General features: G+C 63.3%; 28 protein-coding genes and 2 tRNA genes. 15 read left to right on the top strand and 15 right to left on the bottom strand.

Features of this window, described 5'->3' with window-relative positions:
* Positions 1–15 precede the first annotated feature (15 nt).
* A tRNA-Pro gene (locus tag DM826_RS10525) sits at positions 16–86 on the top strand.
* Between the two features lie 29 nt (positions 87–115).
* Here DM826_RS10525 and DM826_RS10520 read toward each other — a convergent pair.
* Both DM826_RS10520 and DM826_RS10515 read right to left on the bottom strand, forming a co-directional pair.
* The gene (locus tag DM826_RS10520) at positions 116–415 is read right to left on the bottom strand and encodes a hypothetical protein (RefSeq protein ID WP_120103385.1); all 300 of its coding nucleotides are present in this window, start codon (positions 413–415) and stop codon (positions 116–118) included.
* 2 nt (positions 416–417) lie between these two features.
* Positions 418–693 (bottom strand): winged helix-turn-helix domain-containing protein, encoded by a 276-nt coding sequence (locus DM826_RS10515; protein ID WP_120103384.1) that lies wholly within the window; start codon positions 691–693, stop codon positions 418–420.
* Between the two features lie 284 nt (positions 694–977).
* Here DM826_RS10515 and DM826_RS10510 point away from each other — a divergent pair, with 284 nt between their 5' ends.
* The 3 genes from DM826_RS10510 (at position 978) to DM826_RS13305 (ending at position 3,065) form a co-directional block, all read left to right on the top strand.
* Entirely contained in the window at positions 978–1,304 is a 327-nt protein-coding gene (locus DM826_RS10510; protein ID WP_120103383.1) for a hypothetical protein, read from the top strand.
* Between the two features lie 77 nt (positions 1,305–1,381).
* Positions 1,382–2,881, top strand: coding sequence for a molybdopterin-dependent oxidoreductase (locus tag DM826_RS10505; RefSeq protein WP_120103382.1), 1,500 nt, complete (start codon positions 1,382–1,384; stop codon positions 2,879–2,881).
* 55 nt (positions 2,882–2,936) lie between these two features.
* Positions 2,937–3,065, top strand: coding sequence for a hypothetical protein (locus tag DM826_RS13305; protein WP_267899979.1), 129 nt, complete (start codon positions 2,937–2,939; stop codon positions 3,063–3,065).
* On the opposite strand, the gene DM826_RS10500 is transcribed toward DM826_RS13305, so the two are convergent.
* The 6 genes from DM826_RS10500 to DM826_RS10475 form a co-directional block, all read right to left on the bottom strand.
* Entirely contained in the window at positions 3,062–3,976 is a 915-nt protein-coding gene (locus DM826_RS10500; RefSeq protein WP_120103381.1) for an HFX_2341 family transcriptional regulator, read from the bottom strand. The genes DM826_RS13305 and DM826_RS10500 overlap by 4 nt on opposite strands.
* A gap of 59 nt (positions 3,977–4,035) precedes the next feature.
* Positions 4,036–4,374: a hypothetical protein gene (locus DM826_RS12875; RefSeq protein ID WP_133304673.1), complete on the bottom strand. Its 339-nt coding sequence runs from the start codon at positions 4,372–4,374 to the stop codon at positions 4,036–4,038.
* Positions 4,375–4,423: 49 nt separating this feature from the next.
* Positions 4,424–4,828 carry a DUF555 domain-containing protein gene (locus DM826_RS10490; protein WP_120103379.1) on the bottom strand — a complete coding sequence of 135 codons (405 nt, stop codon included), beginning with the start codon at positions 4,826–4,828 and terminating at the stop codon, positions 4,424–4,426.
* Positions 4,829–4,902: 74 nt separating this feature from the next.
* Positions 4,903–5,817, bottom strand: a complete 915-nt coding sequence (locus DM826_RS10485) for a DNA-3-methyladenine glycosylase family protein (RefSeq protein ID WP_120103378.1) — start codon at positions 5,815–5,817, stop codon at positions 4,903–4,905.
* Between the two features lie 57 nt (positions 5,818–5,874).
* Positions 5,875–7,362 carry a 4-alpha-glucanotransferase gene (gene malQ, locus DM826_RS10480; RefSeq protein ID WP_120103377.1) on the bottom strand — a complete coding sequence of 496 codons (1,488 nt, stop codon included), beginning with the start codon at positions 7,360–7,362 and terminating at the stop codon, positions 5,875–5,877.
* A gap of 77 nt (positions 7,363–7,439) precedes the next feature.
* Entirely contained in the window at positions 7,440–8,042 is a 603-nt protein-coding gene (locus DM826_RS10475; protein WP_120103376.1) for an FAD-dependent oxidoreductase, read from the bottom strand.
* A 354-nt stretch (positions 8,043–8,396) separates the two neighbouring features.
* Between DM826_RS10475 and DM826_RS10470 the strand changes: the two genes are divergently transcribed.
* Positions 8,397–9,200, top strand: a complete 804-nt coding sequence (locus DM826_RS10470; protein WP_120103375.1) for a helix-turn-helix transcriptional regulator — start codon at positions 8,397–8,399, stop codon at positions 9,198–9,200.
* Positions 9,201–9,314: 114 nt separating this feature from the next.
* Entirely contained in the window at positions 9,315–9,605 is a 291-nt protein-coding gene (locus DM826_RS10465) for a PRC-barrel domain-containing protein (RefSeq protein WP_120103374.1), read from the top strand.
* Here the strand turns inward: DM826_RS10465 and DM826_RS10460 are convergent.
* A complete protein-coding gene (locus DM826_RS10460; protein WP_394338550.1) occupies positions 9,602–11,146 on the bottom strand; it encodes a DHH family phosphoesterase in 1,545 nt (514 codons plus the stop codon). The genes DM826_RS10465 and DM826_RS10460 overlap by 4 nt on opposite strands.
* Before the next feature lie 57 nt (positions 11,147–11,203).
* Here DM826_RS10460 and DM826_RS10455 point away from each other — a divergent pair.
* From DM826_RS10455 to DM826_RS10440, 4 genes are all read left to right on the top strand, one after another.
* Positions 11,204–11,277 (top strand) — tRNA-Lys (locus tag DM826_RS10455).
* 113 nt (positions 11,278–11,390) lie between these two features.
* Positions 11,391–12,560, top strand: a complete 1,170-nt coding sequence (locus DM826_RS10450; RefSeq protein ID WP_120103372.1) for a 3-dehydroquinate synthase II — start codon at positions 11,391–11,393, stop codon at positions 12,558–12,560.
* A gap of 73 nt (positions 12,561–12,633) precedes the next feature.
* On the top strand, positions 12,634–13,119 hold the full coding sequence (locus DM826_RS10445; protein ID WP_120103371.1) for a cation:proton antiporter regulatory subunit: 486 nt from the start codon (positions 12,634–12,636) through the stop codon (positions 13,117–13,119).
* 84 nt (positions 13,120–13,203) lie between these two features.
* A complete protein-coding gene (locus DM826_RS10440) occupies positions 13,204–14,400 on the top strand; it encodes a cation:proton antiporter (RefSeq protein ID WP_120103370.1) in 1,197 nt (398 codons plus the stop codon).
* Positions 14,401–14,439: 39 nt separating this feature from the next.
* Here the strand turns inward: DM826_RS10440 and DM826_RS10435 are convergent, their stop codons facing one another.
* The 3 genes from DM826_RS10435 to gpmI all read right to left on the bottom strand — a co-directional run bounded on the left by DM826_RS10435 (position 14,440) and on the right by gpmI (position 17,252).
* The gene (locus DM826_RS10435; protein ID WP_120103369.1) at positions 14,440–14,907 is read right to left on the bottom strand and encodes a zinc ribbon domain-containing protein; all 468 of its coding nucleotides are present in this window, start codon (positions 14,905–14,907) and stop codon (positions 14,440–14,442) included.
* A 24-nt stretch (positions 14,908–14,931) separates the two neighbouring features.
* Positions 14,932–15,660, bottom strand: a complete 729-nt coding sequence (locus DM826_RS10430) for a type I 3-dehydroquinate dehydratase (RefSeq protein ID WP_120103368.1) — start codon at positions 15,658–15,660, stop codon at positions 14,932–14,934.
* 71 nt (positions 15,661–15,731) lie between these two features.
* Entirely contained in the window at positions 15,732–17,252 is a 1,521-nt protein-coding gene (gpmI, locus tag DM826_RS10425) for a 2,3-bisphosphoglycerate-independent phosphoglycerate mutase (RefSeq protein WP_120103805.1), read from the bottom strand.
* Between the two features lie 212 nt (positions 17,253–17,464).
* On the opposite strand from gpmI, the gene DM826_RS10420 reads away from it, so the two are divergent.
* Complete coding sequence (locus DM826_RS10420) at positions 17,465–17,875, top strand: hypothetical protein (protein WP_120103367.1); 411 nt, start codon at positions 17,465–17,467, stop codon at positions 17,873–17,875.
* A gap of 18 nt (positions 17,876–17,893) precedes the next feature.
* Here DM826_RS10420 and cobT read toward each other — a convergent pair whose 3' ends face one another.
* Positions 17,894–18,958, bottom strand: a complete 1,065-nt coding sequence (gene cobT / locus DM826_RS10415; RefSeq protein ID WP_120103366.1) for a nicotinate-nucleotide--dimethylbenzimidazole phosphoribosyltransferase — start codon at positions 18,956–18,958, stop codon at positions 17,894–17,896.
* Entirely contained in the window at positions 18,951–19,412 is a 462-nt protein-coding gene (locus DM826_RS10410; protein ID WP_120103365.1) for a hypothetical protein, read from the bottom strand. Before DM826_RS10410 ends, cobT begins: the two co-directional genes overlap by 8 nt.
* 100 nt (positions 19,413–19,512) lie before the next feature.
* Between DM826_RS10410 and DM826_RS10405 the strand changes: the two genes are divergently transcribed.
* Positions 19,513–20,655, top strand: a complete 1,143-nt coding sequence (locus DM826_RS10405) for a S1C family serine protease (RefSeq protein ID WP_120103364.1) — start codon at positions 19,513–19,515, stop codon at positions 20,653–20,655.
* On the opposite strand, the gene DM826_RS10400 is transcribed toward DM826_RS10405, so the two are convergent.
* Positions 20,656–21,156: a bifunctional nuclease family protein gene (locus tag DM826_RS10400; protein ID WP_120103363.1), complete on the bottom strand. Its 501-nt coding sequence runs from the start codon at positions 21,154–21,156 to the stop codon at positions 20,656–20,658. It lies immediately after the preceding gene.
* A gap of 128 nt (positions 21,157–21,284) precedes the next feature.
* Between DM826_RS10400 and DM826_RS10395 the strand changes: the two genes are divergently transcribed.
* Genes DM826_RS10395 through purM form a run of 3 tightly spaced genes read left to right on the top strand, consistent with a single transcriptional unit; the run spans position 21,285 to position 24,679 of the window.
* Positions 21,285–22,985 (top strand): TraB/GumN family protein, encoded by a 1,701-nt coding sequence (locus DM826_RS10395; RefSeq protein ID WP_120103362.1) that lies wholly within the window; start codon positions 21,285–21,287, stop codon positions 22,983–22,985.
* Positions 22,982–23,632 (top strand): zinc metalloprotease, encoded by a 651-nt coding sequence (locus tag DM826_RS10390; protein ID WP_120103361.1) that lies wholly within the window; start codon positions 22,982–22,984, stop codon positions 23,630–23,632. The genes DM826_RS10395 and DM826_RS10390 overlap by 4 nt, the downstream gene beginning before the upstream one ends.
* Before the next feature lie 51 nt (positions 23,633–23,683).
* The gene (gene purM / locus DM826_RS10385) at positions 23,684–24,679 is read left to right on the top strand and encodes a phosphoribosylformylglycinamidine cyclo-ligase (protein ID WP_120103360.1); all 996 of its coding nucleotides are present in this window, start codon (positions 23,684–23,686) and stop codon (positions 24,677–24,679) included.
* Positions 24,680–24,743 lie beyond the last annotated feature (64 nt).

Below are 24,743 nucleotides of genomic sequence, written 5' to 3'. Positions count from 1 at the left end.
CATTTCCTCGGGTGCGGGACTGTGGGGTAGTGGTATCCTCTGCGGATGGGGTCCGTAGGACCTGAGTTCGACTCTCGGCAGTCCCACTCTCTTTCCGTTCAACACGATGGAGCCGTCACTGCAGCGTTGCGTAGCTGAGGAACCCGATGGCGATCAGCTCCAGCAGTCGCATCCCCAAGACGACCTGCCCGGCCAGCGGATCCATGCTGTACAGCGCCTGCATACTGCTGAAGAAGAACGCAAGCGCGATCAGATTCTCGATGAGCAAAACGCTGCTAAACCCGAGCAGGCCGAGGATCATCGGCGAGCCGAACTGCCGATAGTTTCGCACCCAGACCGAAACGAGAATCAGCAGCAGCACGCTGTTGATGCCGGCGACGCCCATCGCGGCTGGGGTTGCGATGTTTGCGATCATCGCTATTCGACCTCCGCGGCGATCTGTTCAAACGTCTCGCTGTACTGCTCAAACCGATCGGTGAGGAAGTACAGCTTTCCGTAGTCATGCTCGCTCGGCTCGACGACATCGTGTTCGTGTAACATCTCTATGTGGTGGGTGATCGTGTTGTAGTCGACATCCAGTGTTTCAGCCAGCTCGTTTGCGTTCTGTGGGCGATCGCTGAGCTCCCGCACGATGCGAACCCTGTTGACACCGCCACGGCTCCCGGCAAAGAGGTACCACAGGGATTTCTCCATTAGTTAGGCGTACTCCATGCGGCAGTGGCAAATCGCTTTCCACATGGAACGATGGGCTCTCCATGACTGGTACTCTGTCGTTGGTTTGTAGATCGCACTCGATCACCCGCAGGCGGCACGATAGCTGTCTCGTCACAGTAAGTAGCTAAATAGCTTCTTCAAGAAGCGATCAAACTCCGTTCAAACTTCGCGCCCTCGATGCCGACCGAAATTTGAACTGAGTGTGAACAGTGTTTGGTCGAACCTTGCAAAATACCCTTTGAGAGGCTGGCTGTGGTGACGGTATGGCACGCACACGACGACGATTGCTGCAGGCGACCGGCACGGCAACGGTGGTCGCGCTTGCCGGCTGTGCAGGCACCGACAGCACACCTGATGAGGAGTCAGACGAATCGATTGACGATGGCTCAATGGACAATGAGACAATGGATGGCTCCATGGATGATGACTCAATGGACGGCTCCATGGATGATGGCTCAATGGACAATGAGACAATGGACGGCTCCATGGATGATGGATCGATGGACAACGAGACAATGAACGACTCAATGGATGACGGCTCGATGGATAACGAGACGATGGACAACGAAACGATGAGCGACGATACCTGAGTTGACACCTGATGTTGCAGCCACACTCACCACTGGTGCGTCTGCGCGGCGACACCACCGATGTTGGGAGCTAACCTATGGATCGTTCTACTCAATTCCGAGCACAGGTGTCTGATCACAGCACCGAACTGCTCGTCGCGCTGCTTGCCGGCATCACCGGCGTCGCCGGCTCGTATGCGGTCGCTGGCTACACCCGCCAGTTCATCGTTGCGCCGATCGACGCGCTGGTCGTTCGGCTCACTCCCGGCCGACTCGTCGCGTTCGTCATCGAGACCATCGGCGATGAGGGTCACCTGCTGCATATCGCTCTCTCAGTGGGGCTCGCCGTCGGCCTGCTTGGGGCGATTGCCCTACTCGGCGTCCGTGTCGCCGACCGACTCACGCAGTCGACACTCGGGATCGTCCTTGCCGGCGGGCTTGCGTGGGGTGTCACCGCGGCGATCACGGCCGACCCCTCGCTGGCGGTCGGTGCGGCCGCGCCGGTGTTGGTGTTCACCGCACTTGGCGTGCAAGCAGGCGACGCAATCGAGCACAACCCTGCCCGGCGGCGCGTCCTCGCCAGTGCAGCCGCGTTTATCGGCGTTGCCGCCGGTGTCGGCCGCCTCGCCAATGCTGGCGGCGGCGATGGTACCACCGAGCCGGTCAGCGAGGCGGTCGCCGACCGGCTGCAACAGGCCGACGCCCAAGCGCTTGATATCGACGGCGACGTACCGGGGTTAGTCAGCGAGATCGGCGAGTTCTACAACGTTGACATCGCCGAGTTCGATCCCGAAGTCCCAGCTGACGACTGGTCGATGACGATCACCGGCGAGGTCGGCGACGACGTGACCGTCAGCTACGACGAGTTGACCGCGATGCCGACCGAACATCGCTACGTGACGCTGCGCTGTGTCGGCGAAGATCTCAACGGCGAAAAGATGGATACCGCCGTCTGGACTGGGACGCCGATCAAGTCGCTGTTGGACGAAGCCGATCCGGAGGGCGAGTGTGACTGTGCGATGCTGCGGGCGGAGGACGACTACTTCGTTCAGTTCCCCGTTGACGCGCTTGACGATGCCTTCCTCGCTTGGGAGATGAACGGCCAGCCGCTTCCGCAATCCCATGGCCATCCGGTGCGCGTCCTCGTGCCCGGTCACTGGGGGGAAACGAACGTCAAGTGGCTCAGCGAGATCGAACTACTCGACGAGGCAATGGACGGCTACTGGGAACAGCGCGGCTGGCACGGCACCGGCCCGGTCAACACGGTCGCCAAGCTGTGGAGCACCACCACGCTCGACAGCGGCGCGATCGAACTGGCGGGTCACGCCTACGCCGGCACCCGCGGCATCGAACGTGTCGAGGTTTCGACCGACGGCGGGTCGACGTGGGAGGACGCCGAGCTCTCTGAGCCGCTGCCCGGCGACGACGTATGGCGGCAGTGGCGACACGAGTTCGACCCCGACGGCAGCCACGAGGTGGTCGTCCGGGCGGTCGATGGTGAGGGCACTGTTCAGCCCGAAGAGCGGTCGGATTCCTATCCAAGCGGTGCGACGGGATGGGTTCGGCAGACAGTGAATATGATGGGTGCATCGGGCTGACAACTGTTATCCTGAAGTAGCAAAACATTACATCCCGGAGCGACCACTCTGGAGTATGGAACTAGATTCGTACATCACCACGGAGGAAACGGAGCTCTCGCCGGCGGTCGTCGTGACGACGGCCCTGCTGGTCGCGGTGTTTGCGCTCGGCTTGCTCTACCAACTCGTCGGCAGCTTCCTCTAGTTCAGGTTCGGCGACTCACGCGTCGTATCCGCGTGTGAGCGAACCCATAGCTCGCCGATCCGCGAGAGCGTCGTCCGGTAGGATTTGCCGATCTCCTCCTGTTCAATGTAGCCCTTGCCGCCGGGACCGAGGCGGTCGACGTTGTAGATCACCTTCGATCGGAAGCTGTCGGTGTACTCCTCGTTGAGATCGCGGGCGAGTGCCTCCGCAAGCTCGCTGACCGAATCGAACTCGCCGTGCTCGCCAAGGGTAAAGAGAATGAGCTCCTCGAAGGGTTTGACACTGGAAAAGGAGGCCACCGGGAGCTCGACGATATGCTGGCCGTTGATCTCCTTTGCGCCGATGGTGCTGCCGCGTTCGTCGAACTCCGCCAAGAGATTGGCGGTGCTCTCCAGCCGTTCCTCAACTCGCTCGCGGTCGAACTCCTCGGCCTCAAGCAGGTCACCGAGGAGTTCACGTTCGGCCCGGAGCTCCTCGGCCAACTCGGTTTCGAGATACTTCTCAGGGGCGGTGTAGTAGGTGTGAATTCGGTCTCTATCCTCTTGGCGTTCGACCATCACCGAGTGGGCCGCGGTTGCGAAGGCGAAGCTGACGGGCCGCGGCATCGAGCAGACGTTGACCCAGACCTCCGCGCCGCCGTCGAGTTGCTCGTTGATAAGTTCGAACGCGCCCTCGAAAGCGGCATCGTAGTCGTACACGTCTTCGAGGCGGATCCGGTCGGTTTCCGCGCCGAGCAGGCTCTGGAAGTCGGTTTCGAGTTTAGAGGCCAGATTCCGAGAATACTCGACGTTGGCCTCGCTGCCGACCGCGCCCTCAAGGAGGATCGCTCGATCCACGTCGAACTGATCGCGGATCAGCGGCGCGATGAGCCGGTCGTAATCGAAGCCGACCGGGACGATGTGGGTTTGCATATCCTACACTACGCTGGGGTAGGTAAATATCTCCTCACACGGCGGGCTCGGGGAGCCGTCTACTCGATGTCGATATGATAATACCCCCGTCGTGCCGGCCTGATATCGACGGTGTACACACCGTTTTCGGTCGCTGTATGGGTGATGGTGGCGACGCCGGTGACATCGGATTCGACCACCGTCTCACCGTTTGGGGCGACGATTCGTGCGACGGTCACCGCTCCTTCTTCGTTTTCGACCTCGACGCTGATCATTTTTCCATTGGCAACCTCAATTTCCTGGGTCTGATCAGCCCCGCTTGCTCTCGTCTTTGTTGTTCCAGCCCACCCGGAGCAGCCGGCGATCCCGACAACACCGGCTGTTAGAACGCCAGCACTGAATCCTCGCCTCGTTGCCATAGCTCCGTGTACGCCACCCCACGGCTAAAACAACGCCTGCTTTGCTGCCTTATTCGTTTCCGCCGTCACCGGATTCGTCATCGACCTCGCTGTCGTCTTCGTCTGTGTCGCCTGCTTCGTCGGGGAGTATTTCGATCGCACTCACTTCCAGCGGGATCTCGCTGAGTCGTTGGCCGATCTCCGTGCGGGCGACCCGTTTTGCGTGTTCCTCCTGTTCGACGTTGAATACGTCCATCGTCAACTCAAGGGCGACGAGGGCCTCATCGGCGACGATGTAGGCCGGCGGCAGCTCATCGCCGTCGGGGCCGGTCGGCGACCCCATATCGATCTCGACGTAGTTGAGATCCGGGTTCAGCAGCTCGCCGGTCTTCGAGATCGCAATGCGGACAGCCTCATCGACTGTTTCTACGTCGTACACCGATACCGCAGCGTCGACGACGACTCGGCAGTCCATGTGCGTCTGTAGCACGGCGGCAAGTATGAAAGTTCGGCTGCAACGACAGCTCCCCCGAAGCCGTCGCTCTCGACTTACTCGCCGCCATTTCGGAGGTAATGGAACACGTAGGTCTGGACGTAGCCGGCGTACTCGCCGCCGAACCGCTCGCGGATCGCCCGCGACGTTTCGGCGTAGGTGCCCTGCTCACAGTCGGGGTAGTACTCCTCGATAGCAGTCCGAATCCACGTATCCAACGGGATCGCTTCGAGGTAGCCAAGCGAGAACAACAGCACGCAGTCGGCGACCTTGTCGCCGACGCCGACGAACTGGGTGAGATACTCGCGGGCAGCCTCGTACTCCCGACCAACGGCATCAGCCGGGTCGGCCTCGCCGCCGGCGACCATCTCAGCCGTCCGTTGGACGTACGGCGCGCGGTAGCCGAGGCTGAGATCGCGCAACTCCGCTTCGGTGCGGGCGGCCAACGCCTCGGGCGTCGGAAACGCCTGATAGGTGCGGCCGTCGAACTCGACGCTTTCGCCGTACTCGGCGGCGAGTCGTTGTTGCATCCCGTGTATTCGGCTCACCCGCATCTGGGCCGAACAGATGAATGAAACGAGGCAGGCAAACGGCGGATCGCGGACGAGTCGCATCCCGCGGTACTGCTCGAAGGCGCGGTCGAACAGTGGCTCGTCGGGCGCGTCAGCGGTGATTTCGGTGAGATCGTCGTCGAGCCGCAGGAGGTGGGTGAGGATCGGGACGGCGTCGGTCGTCGACTCCCACTCGATTCGGTCGTCGACCTGCCGGACACGGACGACAGCCTGCTCGTCGCTGACGCCGTCGAGCGGCGGGACGACTGTTTCGTACCACGCCTGCCCACCGTGGGCGTCGTCGGTGGTGTACATCTTCCCGTCGAGCCGACTCCACAGATAGCTCTGGCCGCTTTCGACCGTCGACTGCAGATCGAAGGGGCCGTCGAGGTCGTCGACCGGAATGACGCCTGTCTCCATTACACAATAGGTCGCAAACAGCGGGTTTCGGGGTTTCGGTTCCGCGGCCGAGCGTCGTTATCGAAGCTCGATCATCGTCATCGTGCCGAGCTTGTTTGCGATGTCCTCGTCAAGCCCATCGCTGGTAACCCGCCACGTCCAGTTGCCCTCGGCGGTGCCGGGCGTGTTGAACCGGGCGTGGCTGTCGAGGGCAAGCAGATCCTGCATCGTCGTGAACGCCAAGACCGCATCGGATCGCCAGACGGCCTCGATCATCGACCAATGGATGTCGCCGCCGTCGACACCGAGGTTGTAGTGGAGACACTCGCGCTGGCGGTCACCGAGATCGTTGTAGTAGCCCTGGAACGTGTTGGTGTCGTGGGTCGACGTGTAGCCCACGGCATTTTTTGGGTAGTTCATCGGCTGGTGGGTGTTGCCGTCCTGACACCAGTCGGCGTACTGCGGGACGCGCATGCCGGGGAAGCCGAACTCGTCCATTAAGGCGTTGAGTTCGGCGTCCGGGAACCCGAGATCCTCAGCGATAAACGGGAGTTCGCCAAGCCGATCCCGAATTGTCTCGAAGAAGTCGTAGGCGGGGCCGTCGCGCCACTCGCCCTCCGCTGCGGAGTCAGCATGGGTTGGGATCGCCCAGTATTCCAGAAAGCCTTGGAAGTGATCGAGTCGCGTCACATCGACCTGTCCAAAGAGCCGATCAAGCCGGCGGGCCCACCAGTCGTAGTCGTTGTCGGCGAGCGTCCCCCAGTCGTACAGCGGGTTGCCCCACTTTTGCCCATCGTCGCCGCTGTTCGGCGGGACGCCGGCGACCGCTGTTGGCCGATTCTGGTCGTCAAGTTGGAACGCCTCGGGGCTGGCCCACACGTCCGCGCTGTCGAGGCCAACGTAGATCGGCACGTCGCCGACAAGTTTGATATCGGTGTCCTCGGCGTCTTCTTTGAACGCCTGCCACTGTTTGTCGAACCAGTACTGGACGAGCACGCGGTACTCGATTTCCCCGCTGAGTTCTTCGCGCGCCTCGTCGAGCGCGTCATCTTCGCGGGTGCGGATCGGCTCGGGCCAATCGATCCACGCGACGCCGTCGTATTTCTGTTTGAGCGCGCGGAACAGCGCGTAGTCCTCGACCCACGGCTCGGAGTCGCGGAACTCGGCGAGGGCCGCACGGTCGTCCTTGGTTGCCGTCTCGTCGAACCGCTCGTGGGCGGCTCTGAGCTTGTCGCGTTTGTACTCGGCGACGCGCTCGTACTCGACGGCGTGGGGGTCGAAATCGGGGACAGGTTCGAGATCGTCGTCGGTCAGCCAGCCGTCGTCGACGAGTCGATCAAGGCTGATCAGCAGCGGGTTGCCCGCGAAGGCCGAAAACGACTGGTACGGCGAGTTGCCATGGGCCGCCGAGGTCGGCCCCAGCGGGCAGAACTGCCAGTAGGTCTGTTCGGCTGTCTCCAAAAACGAGAGGAACTCCCGGGCGCCCGCGCCGAGATCGCCGATACCGTGTGGCCCCGGCAGCGAGGTGAGATGTAGGAAAACGCCGCTCGTTCGATCGAATTGCATACCCTCATTGTCGGGGGCATCCGTGTCAAACGTTGTGGTCTTCGGCGGCCGCGGTGGCGACGAGCCTCGCTGTCGACCTACGCCTCGTCGCTCATCGCACCGAAGACGCCATCGGCGTCAGCGGGCACGTCGAAGTCGTGGAAGTGTTCGCCTTTCTCCTTCGAGAGGATGTTGAGCGCGGCGGCCGCGCCGTCACCGGCTGAGATGACTGCTTGCCATTCTTCGGCGCGTACCATCGCGCCGGTCGCGTAGGCGTCGTTGACGCTGGTTTCCATGTCGACGCCGACATCGACGACATCGCCGTTGAAGGCACAGCCCAGTGACTCGGCGAGATCGCGGTTGGCACCCGTCGCCAACACGACGTAGTCGGCGTCGTAGCTGCCCTCGGCGGTTTCGAGGCTGAAAGCGTCGTCTGTCGCGGTCACGTCCGTGACCTCCTCGCCTTGGTGTCGCTCGACGCCGAAGCTATCGACCTGTCGGCGGGCGGTCTCCATGAACGCCGTGCCGTCCTGGGAGCCAACGCCGAGATAGTTGAAGAGGTGGGCTTTGTGCATCCACGTTCCGTCAGTGTCGAAAACGCGGGTCTGGAGGCCGTTTTTCTGGGTAAACAGTGCGGCACTCAGACCGGCGGGGCCGCCGCCAACGATACTCACAGTCGCGTCAGCGTCAGTCTGACTCATGTCACGTCAGTGAACCGCCAGCCGTAAAGAACTACAGGCGACATCGATGTTACTGGTGGGTTGTTGAAAAGTGTCGTGCGGCCGCCAACTGGCAGCCAGCGTGACAGTACCAAGCCGACCCGGGCAAGTCGGCCGGTGCAGCCTGTCGATCCGGGCAGGGTCGACAAGCATAACGCGGTCGTCCGGGCAGGGCGACCGACAGGATCGCCGGGTTGTCAGAGGCACTCCGGCAATTACTGTGTTAGTGGGGTATAGCTTTACATCACCGTCTGCACGAACGCGTCGCCGCGTGACGAACGTTTAAATATATCACGGTTGTTTATACCGGTATACGGGGTTCCCGCACGTTCACCAATGGTTGCCACTGACCCATCCGATGTGTTATCGACGCTTATTCAGCGGGAGTCGGTGTTGTACGCTGTCGATGTCGCCGGCTGTGAGAAACGCGATATCGTCGAGGCGGTACCACCCTCACGCTCGACTGTCGATCGAAGCATCCGTGATCTCGAAGCCGCTGGCCTCGTGACCCGATCGCCGGAGGGCTACCGGCGGACGCTCCTCGGCGAACTGTTACTCTCGGAGTATTACCGATTCAAAGCTCAGACGGCCGAACTGCTCTCGGCGGGCGATGTCTTTGCTGAACTCCCGCCAACCCAGCAGATCGATCGGTCAATGCTTGATGATGCGACGATCATCACCGCCACGCAGGCGACGCCCCATCAGCCGATCTCCGCGCTTTGCGCGCTGCTGGGTGAGGCCCAGTCGATCCGCATTCTTTGTCCGGCGGTGTTCCCACAGCTGATCGAAGCCTGCACGTTGGCGACCGACAACACGGAGACCGTTGAGATCGTCGTCACCGATTCGGTCGTGTCGGCACTCGTCGACACCTACCCCGACTCCCTGGCTGCACTCCAGGAGGCCGGTGCCGACCTTCGCTTGCTCGATACAACGCCGTCCCACGGCCTTGTCGTCGTCGACCGCCCCATGGGATCGACGGCCGGCTTGCTGGTGATCGACGACAGTGGCGGCCGCGCGCTGATCCGCAACAGCGGCGACGACGCCGTCTCGTGGGCCAACAGCCGCCTCGATCACTGGCGCGGAGAGTCGACGCCCCTCCCGCTGACCGAACTTGACGGCGAGGAATCGATGCTGCGGTAAGCGTTGCTCCCGGTCGGTGGTAGTGGGTTGGTACTGCTGTGATCAACGCACCAATGTCTGACACCTGTCTGTCGACCACGAAATCTTATTATCGGTGCCCCCAACGGTAGGTGCATGGACGGGACTCCCCAAGAGATCACGACGCTCGTCGGCCGCGAGGTTTACTCGAACAATGGTGTGTTTGTCGGCGAGATCGAGGACGTACAGCTGAACTTGGATGCCGAATCGGTCACGAGTCTGGCGGTCGGCGAACTCAACGACGAACTGTTTGCCGACACTGTCGGCCCCGGCAAGGGTGTGTTGATCCCCTATCGGTGGGTACGAGCCGTCGGCGACGTTGTCCTCGTCAACAGCACGATCGAACGCCTCCAAGAGACCGACGAGACCGACGAAGCCGTCGCCTAAGACCCGTTTGTATCGCTGCCTTCGACGCCCAGCGCCGCAAAGAGCTTCTTTCTGACAGCTTCCTCGGTCAACTCCAGCAGCGTCTCGCGGTTGTCTTCGCTGGCCTCGATGCCGGTGAAGATCCCCAACGGTACCTCGACGCTGCCCTGGGTGGAGTGGCCGATAATATCGCCGCTGTTTTCGAAGGCGCCCTCAAGGACGCTGCCGATATCGATCCGGATATCCTTCGAGCGGGCGGCAACGATGATCTTCTCGTCGACGATCCCAAAGACCGCGCTGGTAGTGATCCCTTCCAGATCCAACAGATACTGGGCGGCCTGCTCTAAGGCATCCCGATCGCGGATAAAGCCGGCTGTCGAAAACAGATGACTGCCCTGTACCTCGCGGCTCTGGATCGCCTCGGCCAGCACATCCAGCGTCTCCGGCGACATCGACGGCGACTCGACCTGTTCGAGGGTGTCGTGGTTGGCGAAGGGGTGGAGGTAGGCGGCGGCGGTCAGATCCGCGGGTGTCGTATCTCGCTTGAAATCCAGTGTTTCCGCCCGAATCCCATACAGCAGGGCGGTAGCAACCGTCTCGCTGGGGCCGAGATCGAACTCCTGGAGATATTTGGTGAGGATCGTCGACGTCGAGGAGAGGTTTGTCCGCACGTCGACGAAGGGGGCGTCGACCTCCTCGTCGGGTTCGTAGTGGTCGATGAGAATATCGATCTCGAAGGCCGGGTCGTCGCTGCCGGACTGGACGTTATCGACGAGGGCGATTCGGTCGTACTCCTCGATTGCGGGCTCGTCGTCGCTGGCCAGCAGTTCGATCCCAAGCAGGTTGACGAATGCGCGGTTCTCTTGGTGGCCGATATCGCCCTCATAGCGGATGTCGGCCTCGACGCCGAACTCGGCGGCGATCGCCTGCAGCGCGGTCGCACTGGCGATCGAATCGGGATCAGGGCTGTCCTGTGTGAGAATCGCCAGCCGGCCCTCCGTCGATTCGAGGATATCGGCGAGTTGCCGGGCCTTATACTGGAGTTCGCCGGATTCGAGGCTGCGCAGCGCGGAGTCGGCGATCACCTCCGAGGGGTTGACAACGATATCCGCCCCGAGCTCGCTGAGCTCGTCTTGGCTGACGGGATCGGAGGCTCGAACGACGATGTACTGATCGCCGCCGGCCTCTCGGATCGCCGCGACCGCCGCCTTGTTTGCCTCGATATCGGAGGCCAACACCAGCAGGATATCGCGGTCGGCGACCGCCTCGGCGACCGAGGGCTCGCTGATGTCTTGTACCGTCGCGTTGAGATCCTGATCGCGCAGGGCCTCAACCCGGTCGGCGTCCTTATCGAGGATGAGCACGTCGTTATCCGCCTCGGCAAGATCCTCGGCGACGGCGTGGCCAACGCTGCCACAGCCAAGGATCGCGTAGGTCGACCGTGAGGAGCCGGTCACACCAGGGCTCATTGTTGTCGATACTCGCTGCGGTACGCACTTAACAGCGTCCGTTTCGACAGCAGCCGCCCCGCACCCGGTGGTGGTCGGTGGCGATAGCGCCACCGATTAGGCGGGTCGAAAGGAAACCCCTTTTAGGCGGTGTCCGGTAGCCTACGCCGAGGGCTGGTAGCTCAGTTTGGCAGAGCGACGGACTCTTAATCCGTCGGTCGCGTGTTCAAATCGCGTCCAGCCCGCTCTCTTACCGATTGATTTGGAGTTGATGGAATCACCGTCAATAGAGCCATCACCATGTTGCCAACCGCGCGCTTCCGCCATGTTCAAGCCGACGCGGACTGACAGCCCGGTAATGACACGCACCGTCTGGATCAAAGCCGACGATGATGTCGGCGACTGGGAGACGCGCAAACAACGGATCACGACCGCCATCGAGGCCGGCGTCGACTGGGTACTCGTCGACGAGGACGATGTCGACCGCGTCCGCGAACTCGGCGATATCAACGTCGCCGCCTTCCGCTCGGATGCTGACATGGTCGATGAGGCTGAACCAGCCGCCGAGGGTGCGGCCGCCGACGCCTACTTCGTCGGCAAAGACGGCGAAGGCGACGGGACGGTCGATCTCCCCTCGGATTTCGCCGGCTCCGCCGACCTCTCGACGCTCCGTCGCGGTCGCACCGGCCCGCAGGGCGCGTACGTTCGGATCTTCGATGAAAACTATGAGGCCTTCGCCGAGGCCGCCGCCGAAGATGCCGACTACACCGTCGTCATCGGCGAGGATTGGACGATCATCCCGCTGGAAAACCTGATCGCCCGTATCGGCGAGGAGACCGATCTGCTGGCCGGCGTCACCACCGCCGAGGAGGCCCAAACCGCCTTCGAGACGCTGGAACTCGGCGCGGATGGCGTCCTGCTCGACACCGACAACCCCGACGAGATCCGCAACACGGTCGACGTCCGTGATGCCGCCGAGCGTGAAACGCTCGATCTGACGTACGGCGAGGTTCTCGATGTCGAACGCGCCGGGATGGCCGACCGAGTCTGTATCGACACCGGGAGCCTGATGGATCACGATGAAGGGATGCTCATCGGCTCGATGTCCCGTGGGCTGTTCTTCGTCCACGCCGAAACCGCCGAATCGCCCTACGTTGCCTCCCGGCCGTTCCGCGTCAACGCCGGCGCGGTACACGCCTACGTTCGGACGCCCGACGGCGGCACGAAATACCTCTCGGAGCTCAAAAGCGGCGACGAGGTACAGGTCGTCGACACCGACGGCAACACCCGGGAAGCCATCGTTGGCCGCGTCAAAATCGAAAAACGGCCGATGTTTCGGGTGGAGTTGGAGATCGACGGCGACCGCATCGAGACGCTGCTCCAAAACGCCGAGACGATCAAGGTCGCCACCAGCGAGGGCCGAAAGGCCGTCACCGATCTCGAAGCCGGCGACGAGATGCTGCTGTACTACGAGGATGTCGCCCGGCACTTCGGCGAGGCCGTCGAAGAGAGCATTATCGAAAAATAAGCCCAAGCCGGTGTCGATTCGCCTCTCGACACCGACCATCGGTTTTTAGACGCTGCCGACTGCCTGTAGGCGTATGACTATCGAAGAAAGCGACCTCCCCGGCGTGGGGAAGAAACACGTCGTCGACATCGGCGACGGCGATCTGGTTATCGTCACTCACAACACGGGAAAGCGGGAGGTGTTTCGGCGGCCCGATCCGGATGCGGATTCGGAGAAACTGTTTGAGCTCTCCGATGACCTCGCCCGTACCATCGGGACGATCCTCGAAGGCGCATACTTCCAGCCCATCGAGGCCGAAAAACAGGAAACGACGCTGCCTGGTGGGCTGCTGTTGGAGTGGTATGAGGTGCCGCCCGGCTCCCCGCTCGCGGCGACTACGATCCGAGCGGCCGATATCGGTGCGACGACCGGTGCCACCGTTGTCGCCATCGAGCGCGACGGCGCGACCGTCGAAAGCCCCGGCCCGGAGACGACGCTGCAGGAGGGCGATACCCTCGTCGTCACCGGCACCGACGAGCAGTGTGCGTCCTTCGAGGCCCTCCTTGCCGGTGAGGCATGATTGCGATGAGACTACAGCCGGTTGCGAACACCCTTTCCCGACGAGGAGTGGATCTGTGTGGCTAACCTGCTCGAAGTCGGCGTCATGTTCGCAGCAATCGCCACTGTCGGCTGGGGAGCCGACCGGCTTGGCCAGTCAGTCATCCCCTTCTATATCCTCGTTGGGATGGCTGCCAGCGAGTACGTCTTTGGTCGCCTCCCGCTCGCTGGCGGCGATCTCTACATCGCCGAAACCGAGTTCATCGCGATCGGCGCGGAACTTGGGATCGTCTTTCTCCTCTTTTTTCTTGGCTTGGAGTTCAACCTCGATCGCCTGCTTGCGCGGCGGCGACAAATCAGCACCGCGGGGACGATAGACGCGCTCATCAACTTCCCGGTCGGCTTCGCCTTCGGTTGGCTGCTGTTTGGGTCGGTGCTCCCGGCCATACTGGTCGCCGGGATCGTCTACATCTCCTCATCAGCTATCATCACGAAATCGCTGTTGGATCTGGGCTGGATCGCAAACGACGAGGCCGAACCGGTACTCGGCACGTTGGTGTATGAGGATCTGTTGATCGCGGTGTATCTCGCGGTGACGACCGCGGTTGTGCTTGGCGGTGGCGACATCCGTGCGGCGGCGACCGCTGTCGGTATCGGGCTCGGCTTCATTGCCCTGTTGTTCGTCGGCGTCCAGTTTGGAACCCCTGTCTTGGAGCGACTCCTCGATGGCGACACCAACGAATCCGTCGTGTTGCGGACGATCGGATTGACCGTCGCTGTCGCCGGGATCGCCCTCTCGCTCGGTGTCAGCGAGGCGGTCGCGGCTTTCTTCGTTGGGATGGCCGTCTCCTCGACGACACATGTCACTCACATCGAGGAGCTGCTTGAACCGCTTCGGGATGTCTTCGCCGCCGTCTTCTTCTTTTGGATCGGCCTTGTCACTGATCCACTTGCGGTCGCTGGCGTCGCCGGGGCAATTGCAGCCGCGGTTATCGTCTCCACGCCGACGAAACTCCTCAGCGGGTTTCTTGGCGGGCAAACCTTTGGTCTCGACACTCGGCGCTCGACGCGGGTCGCACTCGCGATGACGACTCGCGGGGAGTTTTCGTTGATTATCGCCACGCTGGCGGTGTCGGGGGCTGCCAACGGAACGCTTCCACAGCCGGTCGCCGACCGGATCAGCGCGTTTGCCGTCGGCTACGTGTTGGTCATGGCTGTTGTGGGGACGACGCTGATGCGATATTCGGCTCCCTTCGAGCGGCTCGCTGGTCGACTCGATGGAACAGAGCCGCAACCCACGTAATCTGACACAGCGGGCTGTATCGCCTACCTGCTCAGTAGCTCACTTCGGCTGATCGGGCTCGGTCGATGTGTCGTCGACTGCGTCGGTGTCGGCAAGCGGCTCGGTACACCACGTGCAGAAATCGAGATCCGCATCGGTCGGCTTACCGCAGTGCGGACACGAGCGTGTTCCCTCCTCGCTTGGTTCGTCGTCGCTGCCGATCCCGGCTGTCGACCGGCCATCAAGATACGCCAACAGCGTCGCATCAAAGACGCTGACGGCCGTGATGACGAAGATGGTGAGCCGCACCTCCATCGGGATGGCGTCGAAATCAAAGGGATCGAGCGTCGAGGGATCCGGCACGTAGTAGCTGAGTAGCAAGATTCCCGCCCCAAGCGTCACCGTCAGCCACAGCAGCGAGCGTTTCCAGCGACGAAGATACGCGTGACCGACCCCCGGCACCCCAATCATCGCGCCGGCGAGGGCGAGAAGGGCGGTCACCAACACCCGTCGTCGTGCGCTGTCCATACCCCGGATTAGACCATGTCCGTGTTAAACATCGTTGTTCGTCGGCGTCGCTAGCCCGTCGACTAACTCCCGGAGTGTCGCAAGCGGGTACTGCCCCGGCGCGGTCGCCTCGGCGGCCTCGACCGGCGCGTAGCCGATCGCCGAGCCGTAGATCGGGGCGACCGCGCGGGTGTGTTGGCCGGCCGCGCCCATCCCCATCGTCGCCACCGTCTTGCCGGCTGCTGTTGCCTCGTGGGTTGCGGACAGCAACGCAAGCGCGTCACCGCGGTCGTGGGCGGTCGTAGCGAGTTTGCCAACTGTGCCGGCGTCGGCTGCGCGATCCAACAGCGCGGTCAGTTTCTCGCGTGGCGGTGTCGCCTCAAAGTCATGGATCGAAGCGATCACGGGCACTCCCGCCTCGCGGGCACTCGTCCGTACCTGTTGAGCGGTCTCGGTGTCGGCCGCAGCCACACTCCCATCGAGGGCGCGGCATTCGAGGTCGATCGCGGCGACGGCATCGTCTTCAAGCGCCGTCTCTACGGTGAGAAGTCGCTCGGTCTCATCGCTCGCGCCGCCGGCTTCCCACGCGGCGCGGTTGGTGGCGATAATCGGAAGCTCGCCGTCGTAGGCGCTCAGCTGTTCGAGTGGGTCATCAGCGAGATCAAGTCGGAACTCAACGGCGTCGGCGTGCTCGCGGGCCGCCGGCTCATCGGCGAGGCTGTCGGTCGAGGCGGCGAGAACAAACTCATCAAAACTGAGCGCAAAATCGGGCATACAGGTGGATGCATGCCGGTCGGCAAAACCGTACCGTCTCTCGCAGCTGTCGATGCTGCCGTCAGGTATCCTCAGGCGTCCTCAAGCAGTGGGTCGCCGGTCATCTCCTCGGGCGTCGGTAGTTCCATCAACTCCAACAGCGTCGGCGCAAGGTCACAGAGCGCGCCGCCGTCCCGCATCGTCTGCCCGCCGTCGTCGCCATCCGGCGAGATGTAGATGACGGGTGCGGGATTGAATGTGTGAGCAGTGTGGGGGTCGGCTTCGGTACCCATGTCGTCGGCGTTGCCGTGGTCGGCCGTCACGATGAGATGGCCGCCAGCGGCCTGAATCGTTTCGGCAAGCCGGCCAAGCTGCTCGTCGACCGTCTCGACGGCGCTGATGGCGGCCTCGTAGTCGCCGGTGTGGCCGACCATATCCGGGTTCGCGTAGTTGACAACGAGCAACTCGGGGTCGTCGGCCTCGATGATGTCGATGGCGGTGTCGGTCACCGTCTCGGCGTGCATCTCGGGTTGGAGGTCGTAGGTTGCCACCGCCGGGCTTTTAATGATCTCGCGGCGCTCGCCGTCGAACTCGATCTCCCGGCCCCCGTTGAGAAAGTAGGTTACGTGGGGGTATTTTTCGGATTCCGCAAGCCGCAGCTGGTCGAGGCTGGCGTCGGCGACGACCTCGCCGAGGGTGTTTGCGGGCTGTTCCGGCGGGTAGGCGACATCAAGGTCGAACGTCTTGTCGTACTGGGTCATCGTCACCAGCTTGGTATCCGGCGGGCTGGTCTCGACCCCCCACTCCGGCTCGATGTCGGCGAGCATCCGCACCAGTTGGCGGGCGCGGTCGGCCCGGAAATTGACGAAGATGATCGCATCGCCGTCGGCCAGTGCCGGTTGGTCGGCGACCAGCGTCGGCTCGATGAACTCGTCGGTGTCGTCGCGGGCGTAGCTGTCCTCGACTGCCGCAACCGCTGTGTCGGCCTCGTGGTCAGCCTCGCGGTTGACGATCGCATCGTAGGCGCGGTTTGTCCGCTCCCAATTAACGTCACGATCCATCGCGTAGTAGCGGCCGGAGACGGTAGCGACATCACCGGTGCCGTGGTCGGCGGCCGTTTCTGTGATCGTTTCGAGATGGCCCGCGCCGGATTTCGGGGCTGTATCTCGCCCGTCGGTGAAGGCGTGGGTGACTGCGTCGACACCGCGATCGGCGGCGAGTTCGATGAGCGCTTGGAAATGAGAGATATCCGAGTGGACGCCGCCGTCGCTGACCAGTCCCATCAGGTGTACCGCGCCGTCGTGGTCGTCGGCGTAGCTGAGGGCGTCATTGAGCGCGTCATTGTCGCGGAAGCTGCCGTCGTCGATCGAGTCGACGATCCGCGTGTAGGCCTGTCTGACGACCCGGCCCGCGCCGATGTTGAGATGGCCAACCTCGCTGTTGCCCATCTGGCCCTCTGGGAGGCCGACGCGTCGGCCATGAGTGCGCAGCGTGCCGAACGCGCCTGTCTGGCGCAGTCGGTCGAATGTCGGTGTCTCGGCCGCCCGCACCGCATCGCGGCCGTCGTGATCGCCGAGTCCCCAGCCGTCAAGTACGATGAGCGCGCCTCGCATGTGTCGGCCCTCGCCCGCTGGGGTAATGACAGTTCCCTTTGTGTCGATGCCTGTGGTCGTCGTTTCTGCGCAACGACCCAGCAGTCGCTGTGTATCGACGCCCACTGTGGTGGAATCGCCGGTTTCCACCCATTCAGCCGTGCCGGTGGGTTTTTTGCCACTGGCCTCCTCACATCGACCAATCGCCGCTGCTCGGGGGAGCACACCTGTCTATGAGTATCAGTCACACCGACCGCTCGTCAGAACGCGCGGTCATCGATATTATCAACATTCTGAGTGTTGCGATCCTGCTGGTCATCACCTCCTCGACAGCCGCTGTCGTCGGTGCGGCGGTGTTTAGCGGTGAGTTTGACGACCGCGGCCTACAACAAAATCAGGCCGACGATGACACTCCTGACAGAGATGTCTCGGTCGATACCCAGTCGACTGCGGTCGGAACGACTGTCACATGGACAAACCCCGGTGACGCCGCCTACGTCGAAATCCGTGATACCGAGGGCAACCTCCTCGACACACTGCAGGTCTCCGGCCAGGAGAAAACCGTCGATCAAGATCAGATCGAGGTCTATGCGATCTACGAGGACGGCACCGAGACGCAGATCTACCAGGCCGGCGAGGGGTGATCGCGCCAATCGCCACGGTTAGGCGTCGTCGAGGCCGGCGTCAGCGAACGTCGCCATCTCGGTGTGGGCCCGGCAGGCCGCCCGGTAGGTACCGATCGCAACCGCCGCACCGGTGCCTTCGCCGAGGCCCATCTCGTAGTCGAGACAGGGCGGACTGTCGAGGGCGTCCAGTTGCACCGCATGGGCCGGCTCCGTTGAGACGTGCGAGCCAAGCAGATAGTCGCTGACGCGCTCGTCGATTTCGGCGGCCACGACGGCGGCTGCCCCCGTCACAACGCCGTCGACGACGACCGGAATCCGCCGGCTGGCGGCCGCAAGCGTCACCCCAACGAGTCCGCCGATCTCGAAGCCGCCGACACACCGGAGCACGTCAAGCGGGTCGTCGGTGTTGGGATCGGTCACCGCGAGTGCCCGCTCGATCGTTTCGATCTTTTGCTGTCGGGTTGCCTCGTCGATTCCGGTGCCGTGGCCCGTTATCTCCTCGACCGTGGTCTCAGTTAGCGCGGCGGTGATCGCCGCGCTGGCGGTCGTGTTGCCGATCCCCAGATCGCCGAAGCCGATGACACCAGCCTCGGCGGCGTGCTCCTCGACGAGTGCCCGCCCGGCAGCGATCGACTCGTGTGCCTGCGTGGTCGTCAGTGCGGGCTCGACCGTCATGTTCGCGGTGCCATCGGCGATATGATGGTCGATGACGCTCGCTGGCACGTCCCCGTCGACGCCCATGTCGACGACGTGGGTGGTGATCTTGTTGGCCCTAGCCAGCGCGTTGATCGCGGCATCGCCGCTGGCGACAGCGTCGACCATCGCGGCGGTCACCGATTTCGGGTAGGCACTGACGCCCTCCGCTGTGACGCCGTGGTCGGCCGCCAGCGTGAGGATCACTGCGGGGTCGACACTCGGGGTCGGCGTCGACTGCATGGCGGCGATATCGACGGCCATCGATTCGAGGCGACCGAGGCTGCCGGGCGGTTTGAGTAGCTGTGTCTGTCGCTCCTGTGCCGCCTCGTGGGCCGTTTCATCCAGCGGTGGGATCGACACCGCGATTGAGGTGTCGTCCCCAGCCGATGTCGACGCGTCAGTCATCAAAATCCGGCAGATCGTCGGGGGCTTCGTACTCCGATTCCCAGTCGATATACTCGTCGTAGAGTACCTCACAGACCTGCTGGCCGAGTTCGGTCAGCCCGGCGTTGATCGCCGACACCGTCGCCCAGCTATCGAGGTCGGGATGGAGATCGCGCTGTTTCCAGTCCTCGGGGATGCCAGGGGCGTGGTAGCCGACCCGGTCGGCAAACCCATCCCAGAAGAAATCGAAGTGCTGGAGCATCTCGATGTCGATGACGATCTCGAAGCCGTCGTCGTCGAGATCGGTGTCGGCGGCCCACGCCTCGAAGGCCTCGGCCCACGCGCCTTCCCGCAGAAAGGTCTCGATCTCCTCGCGTCGGTAGTCGGTGTCGCCGACGACCTCGGCGTCCTCGTACTCGTTTGGATCGACCGATTCGAGCGTTGGGGGGTCGGGCGGCTCGGCGGTGACTGGCATACCCCAGCTATACCGACGCGCGGAATAAGTGTGGTCGTCGCCTGGGTGGCTCGCCGCCGCTGATCGGACTGTTTTTGCCGGCGGCGACGCCCCTCCGTGTATGGAACAGACGCGACGCGCGCTGTTGGCGTCGGTTGCGACGGGTGCGGCTGCGGTTGCCGGCTGCGCCGCGCCGCAAGGGACTGACAGTGAGGGCGGCGAGAGCCCATACACCCGAGTCTACAACGAGGTACTGCCTGCTGTTGTCGTTGTCCACGTTGCCGAAAACGACCGGAAGGTAGGCCAAGGATCCGGGTTCGCGATCGATCCGCGGACGATCGTCACCAATCACCATGTCGTCGACCCCGGATCTGAGGTCACGGTTCGGCTGGCTGACGGCCAGTGGGCTGACGCCAGCGTTGTCGGCTCGGATCGACACAGCGATCTCGCGGTACTTGAACTCGATTCATCGGTGTCGGTGCCGAAGACGCTGTCATTCGTGACTGAGCCGACGCCGGTCGGCGCGGAGGTCGTTGCCATCGGCGCGCCGTTCGGCCTCAGCGAGTCGTTGTCACGGGGGATCGTCAGTGCACGCGGCCGCTCCGTCCAAGGGCTCAGCCGGTTTTCGATCCCGGCGGCGATCCAGACCGACACCGAGGTCAACTCCGGTTCCAGCGGCGGCCCGCTGGTCGACCTCGCGGGCGACGTTGCGGGCGTCGTCTTCGCCTCGCAGGGCGGCAACGTTGGCTTCGCGGTCTCGGCTGAGCTGGCAACGCGGGTGATCCCCGAACTCCGTGAGACGGGGAGCTACGACCACTCCTATCTCGGCGTGACGATTCTCACGGTCGAACCACAGATCGCCGACGCCAACGGCCTCGATCGCCCGCGTGGCGTGTTGGTCGTCGAAACAACTGACGGCGGCCCCAGCGATGGGATCTTACAGCCGAGTATCACCGGCAGCGACGACGCGGACTCAGATTCTGACGATAGCAACGATAGCGACGCCGACGACCCCCCAACAAACGGCTCCGAGCCGACACCTGACGAGCCAACGCCAGACCAGCCGCAATCCGGCGCGGCGGCTATCCCGACTGGTGGCGACGTGATTCTGGCGATCGGCGGCAGCGAGATCGACAATACCGACGAGTTAAGCCGGGTGCTTGCCTTGGAAACCCGCCCCGGACAGACAGTCCCGATCCGAGTCCTCCGAGATGGCGAAGAGATCGTCGTCGACGTGACGCTTGGAAAACTACCGGACGCGTAGCTACTCGTCGGGGTCGTCGGAAAACAGATCGTCCGGCACCAGTTCGTCGTCGCGGTCAGGTTCCGGCTTTTCGACCTCGATCTCGTCTGGATCGCGCCCGGCAGCATCGAGGATCTCATCCGAGACGCTGATCGGACACTCACTGCGGACGGCGAGGGCGATGGCATCGCTGGGGCGGGCATCGAAGGCGAACGTTTCTGGCTGGCCGTCGACGTATCGCTCGGCGTCGATCTTGGCGTAGAAGGTACCGTCGGCCAACTCGTCGATCCGGACGCCGTCGATCGCGCCGCCGAACTCGGTGACCATCTCGACGAGCAGATCGTGTGTCAGCGGTCGCTCGAAGGGCTCGCCCGAGAGGGAATGGCGGATCGACTGTGCCTGATCGCTGGTGATGAAGATCGGGAGGTATTCGTCGCGTGCGGTGAGGATGACGGCGGGGACGTTGGTTCCGTCGGGACCGACGCCCATTCCGATCCCCTCGACCGCTGCATCGTGTGACATACTCACCCTTTGGGTGGGACGTATGAATAGCTGTTCCTGCGGGTGGTGGTGGCTCCACGCTCCACTCGCTGTGGCTGCCAAACGCTGACTCCGACACTGGTAAACCCGCCGGTGGACAAACGCGGCCAATGACTGAGCCCGCGGATCGACCGCCCCGAACCGAGCCATCCGACGGCGAAGGGTCGGTATCGGTCATCGGGACCGCCCACGTCTCCCAGGCCAGCGTCGAGGAGGTCGAAACCGCGATCGCCGACGAGCAGCCGGATATCGTCGCCGTCGAACTCGACGACGGTCGCTACCGCCAACTGAAGGGCCACGAGCCCGACGACCTCGACGCCAGCGACCTGCTGCAGGGAAACACTGTCTTCCAATTTCTCGCCTACTGGATGCTGTCGTACGTCCAAACTCGTCTTGGCGAGCAGTTCGATATCGACCCCGGCGCGGATATGCTGGCCGCCGTCGAATCCGCCGAGGAACACGGCATCGACGTCGCCCTCGTCGACCGCGACATTCAGGAGACGATCCAGCGGTTCTGGGCGCGGATGACGATCACCGAAAAGCTGCGGATGGTCGGCGGCCTCGCCTTCGGCGTCACCGACAGCCGTGTTGTCGGCGTGATGGTCGGCCTCATCGTCGGCCTGGTCGCCGGTCCCGCACTCGCCCTCTTTGGTGGCGCGGTCGGTATCACCGAGGCGGTCTATCTTCGCGCTGCCGCAAGCGGCCTGCTCGGCCTCGCTGCTGCCCTCCTCATTGATCAACTCGCCGGCCTCGCGCTTGGTGCTGATCGCCGTTTAGTTGCCTCGCTTGGCGGTGGCTGGGCGGTTGCCTCCGTCGTTGCCGCCTCCGGTGTTGCCGACGCCCTCGTCGGCTCGCTGCTTGGCGGCTTCGCTGTGACGATCATCGGCAGCCTCACGCTTGGCCTCGTCGGCGGGCTCGCACTCGGGCTGGTCGCTGCTGTGGTGATCGGGCTGCTTGGCCCGAGTGGCCCAGCACCGGAAGGTGGCATCGACGAGATGGACATCGAAGAGCTGACCGACGCCGACGTGGTGACGGTGATGATGGAGGAGTTCCGGCAGTTCAGCCCCGGCGGCGCGGAAGCGTTGATCGACGAGCGCGACGCCTACATCGCCCACCAGCTTGTCGGCCTTCGGGATGCTGGCTACGACGTGCTGGCGGTCGTTGGTGCCGGCCACCGCGCGGGGATCGAGGGTTATCTTGACGATCCCGCCTCGTTGCCGCCGATGAACACGCTGGTCGGCGAAGAGACCGGTCGCGGGATCCCGTGGGGGAAGATCATCGGGATCGTGCTCTCGGTCGCGTTTGTGAGTTTCTTCGTGCTGTTGGCGATGGCCGGCGTGCAAAACGCCTTCCTGCTGCGCGTGTTCGGCGCGTGGTTCCTGATCAACGCGGTGTTCGCCGCCGGCTTCGCCAAGCTTGCTGGCGCGCGGTGGTCGTCGGCCGGCGTCGGCGGTGCGGTCGCGTGGATGACCTCGATCAATCCCGCCCTCGCGCCCGGCTGGTTTGCCGGCTACGTCGAGCTTCGGCATCTGACGGTCAACGTCGGCGATATCGGGACGCTCAACGATCTGCTCTCCGATGAGAGGAAACCGATCGGCGAGATCCTCGGTGAGATGTTCGATGTCCCACTGTTCAAGCTGATCATGGTTGTCGCCCTGACGAACGTCGGGAGCATTGTCGCCAGCGCGCTGTTTGTGAGCTACATCCTCCCTCTGCTTGGCACCGAACTCGGCGGTGTCGATGGGATCTCACAGCTCATGCTTGACGGCGCGCGCAACAGTGCGGAACTGATCTGGAGGACGATCACATGAGCACCGCCTATCAGATCGGCGACTACGAGTTCAGCACGCGTGAGGTGCGTGATCTGCTGGTCGCCTGGGCTGCCTTGGGGCTGGCCTTCACGATCTTTTTCGCCGGCGGTGGGCCGAACCTGCTGGCGATGGTCGGCCTTCCGCTGGTCGTGTTGCTCGGCGTGAGTCTGTTGACGGCGGGTGTTGCCTTCCTGCTGCACGAACTCGCCCACAAGGTCGTCGCCGTCAACTACGGCCAGGTCGCGGAGTTTCGGGCCGACTACAACATGCTGTTTCTGGCTGTGATGAGCGCGCTACTCGGGTTCATTTTTGCCGCGCCCGGCGCGGTACACCACCGCGGCTACCTGAACGCAAAAGAACACGGCCACATCGCCATCGCCGGCCCGGTGATGAATCTCGTGTTGGCGGCGGTCTTTCTGCCTGTGTATCTCGGTGGCATCGGGCTAAATCTAGGGCTGCTTGTCTTGCTCGGCCAACTCGGGATCATCGTCAACCTGTTTCTGGCGGCGTTCAATCTCGTGCCGTTCGGCCCACTTGATGGGAAGACCGTTATCGGGTGGAGCAAACCGGTCTGGGGCGGGACGTTCCTCCTGAGTGCGGCGTTGACCTACATCGCGTGGACGACGCTCGATATCAGCATCATCTAAGCGACCCGCCGAATCATCGCGCTTTTGTGTTCGCTGCCCGCGCTGTGAGGTATGACTGACGACGCGGACGACGAACTCACCTACGCCGACACGGGCGTCGATATCGAAGCCAGCGAGTCGGCGACGGCCGCGCTGATCGACGCGGTCGGCGACAGCGAGGGCGACTACGCCGGCTTACTCGATATCGGCGACCGATATCTCGCCTTAGCGACTGACGGCGTCGGGACGAAACTGCTCGTCGCCGAAGCCCTCGGCGATTACTCGACGGTCGGTATCGACTGCATCGCGATGAACGTCAACGACCTCGTCGCCGCCGGCGTCCGGCCGGTCGCCTTCGTCGACTATCTCGCGATCGACGAGCCCGACGACAACTTCGCCGAACAGATCGGCGAGGGGCTGGCCGCCGGAGCCGACCAGGCCGATATCGAGCTCGTCGGCGGCGAAACCGCGGTGATGCCGGAAGTGGTCAAGGGCCTTGATCTCGCGGGTGCCTGCGTTGGCCTCGCCGACAAAGACGGCCTTTTCGACGGCGCGGCCGAACCGGGTGATACGCTCGTCGGCTGGGCGTCCTCGGGAATCCACTCCAACGGGCTCACGCTGGCGCGGACGGCGACGACCCGCGACCACGAGTACACCGACCGCTGCCCGTTTGAGGGCTACGAGACCATCGGCGAGGCCCTACTGGAGCCGACGCGGATCTATACTGAGTTGTTGACACCGATGCGCGCCCACGGCGTTCGCGGCGCGGCCCACATCACCGGCGGCGGCTGGGGGAACCTCCAGCGGCTCGGCGAGCACCGCTACGTCGTTGACGACCCCTTCGACGCCCAGCCCGTCTTTGACTTTGTCCAAGAGCAGGGCAACGTTTCCGACGCCGAGATGCACACGACGTTCAACATGGGTACCGGCTTCGTCGCTGCCGTCGGCGACGACGCAACCGCCGCTGATCTCGCAGCCGCGACCGACGGCCGGGTGATCGGTCACGTCGAAGCGAGCGACGACCACGACGCCGGAGCTGGCGTCTCGATTCGCGGCCTCGATCTGTAGCAGAATCGACCGATAGCAGCGTCGCTCGCGGGCTGAAAATTGCGTTGCTGGCGGCTAAAACATA

This window comes from Halonotius aquaticus (genome assembly GCF_003605575.1).
GTDB classification, from domain to species: Archaea; Halobacteriota; Halobacteria; order Halobacteriales; family Haloferacaceae; genus Halonotius; species Halonotius aquaticus.
The sequence above is the reverse complement of the archived record's forward strand: the minus strand, read 5'-3'. Positions and strand labels throughout refer to the sequence as shown.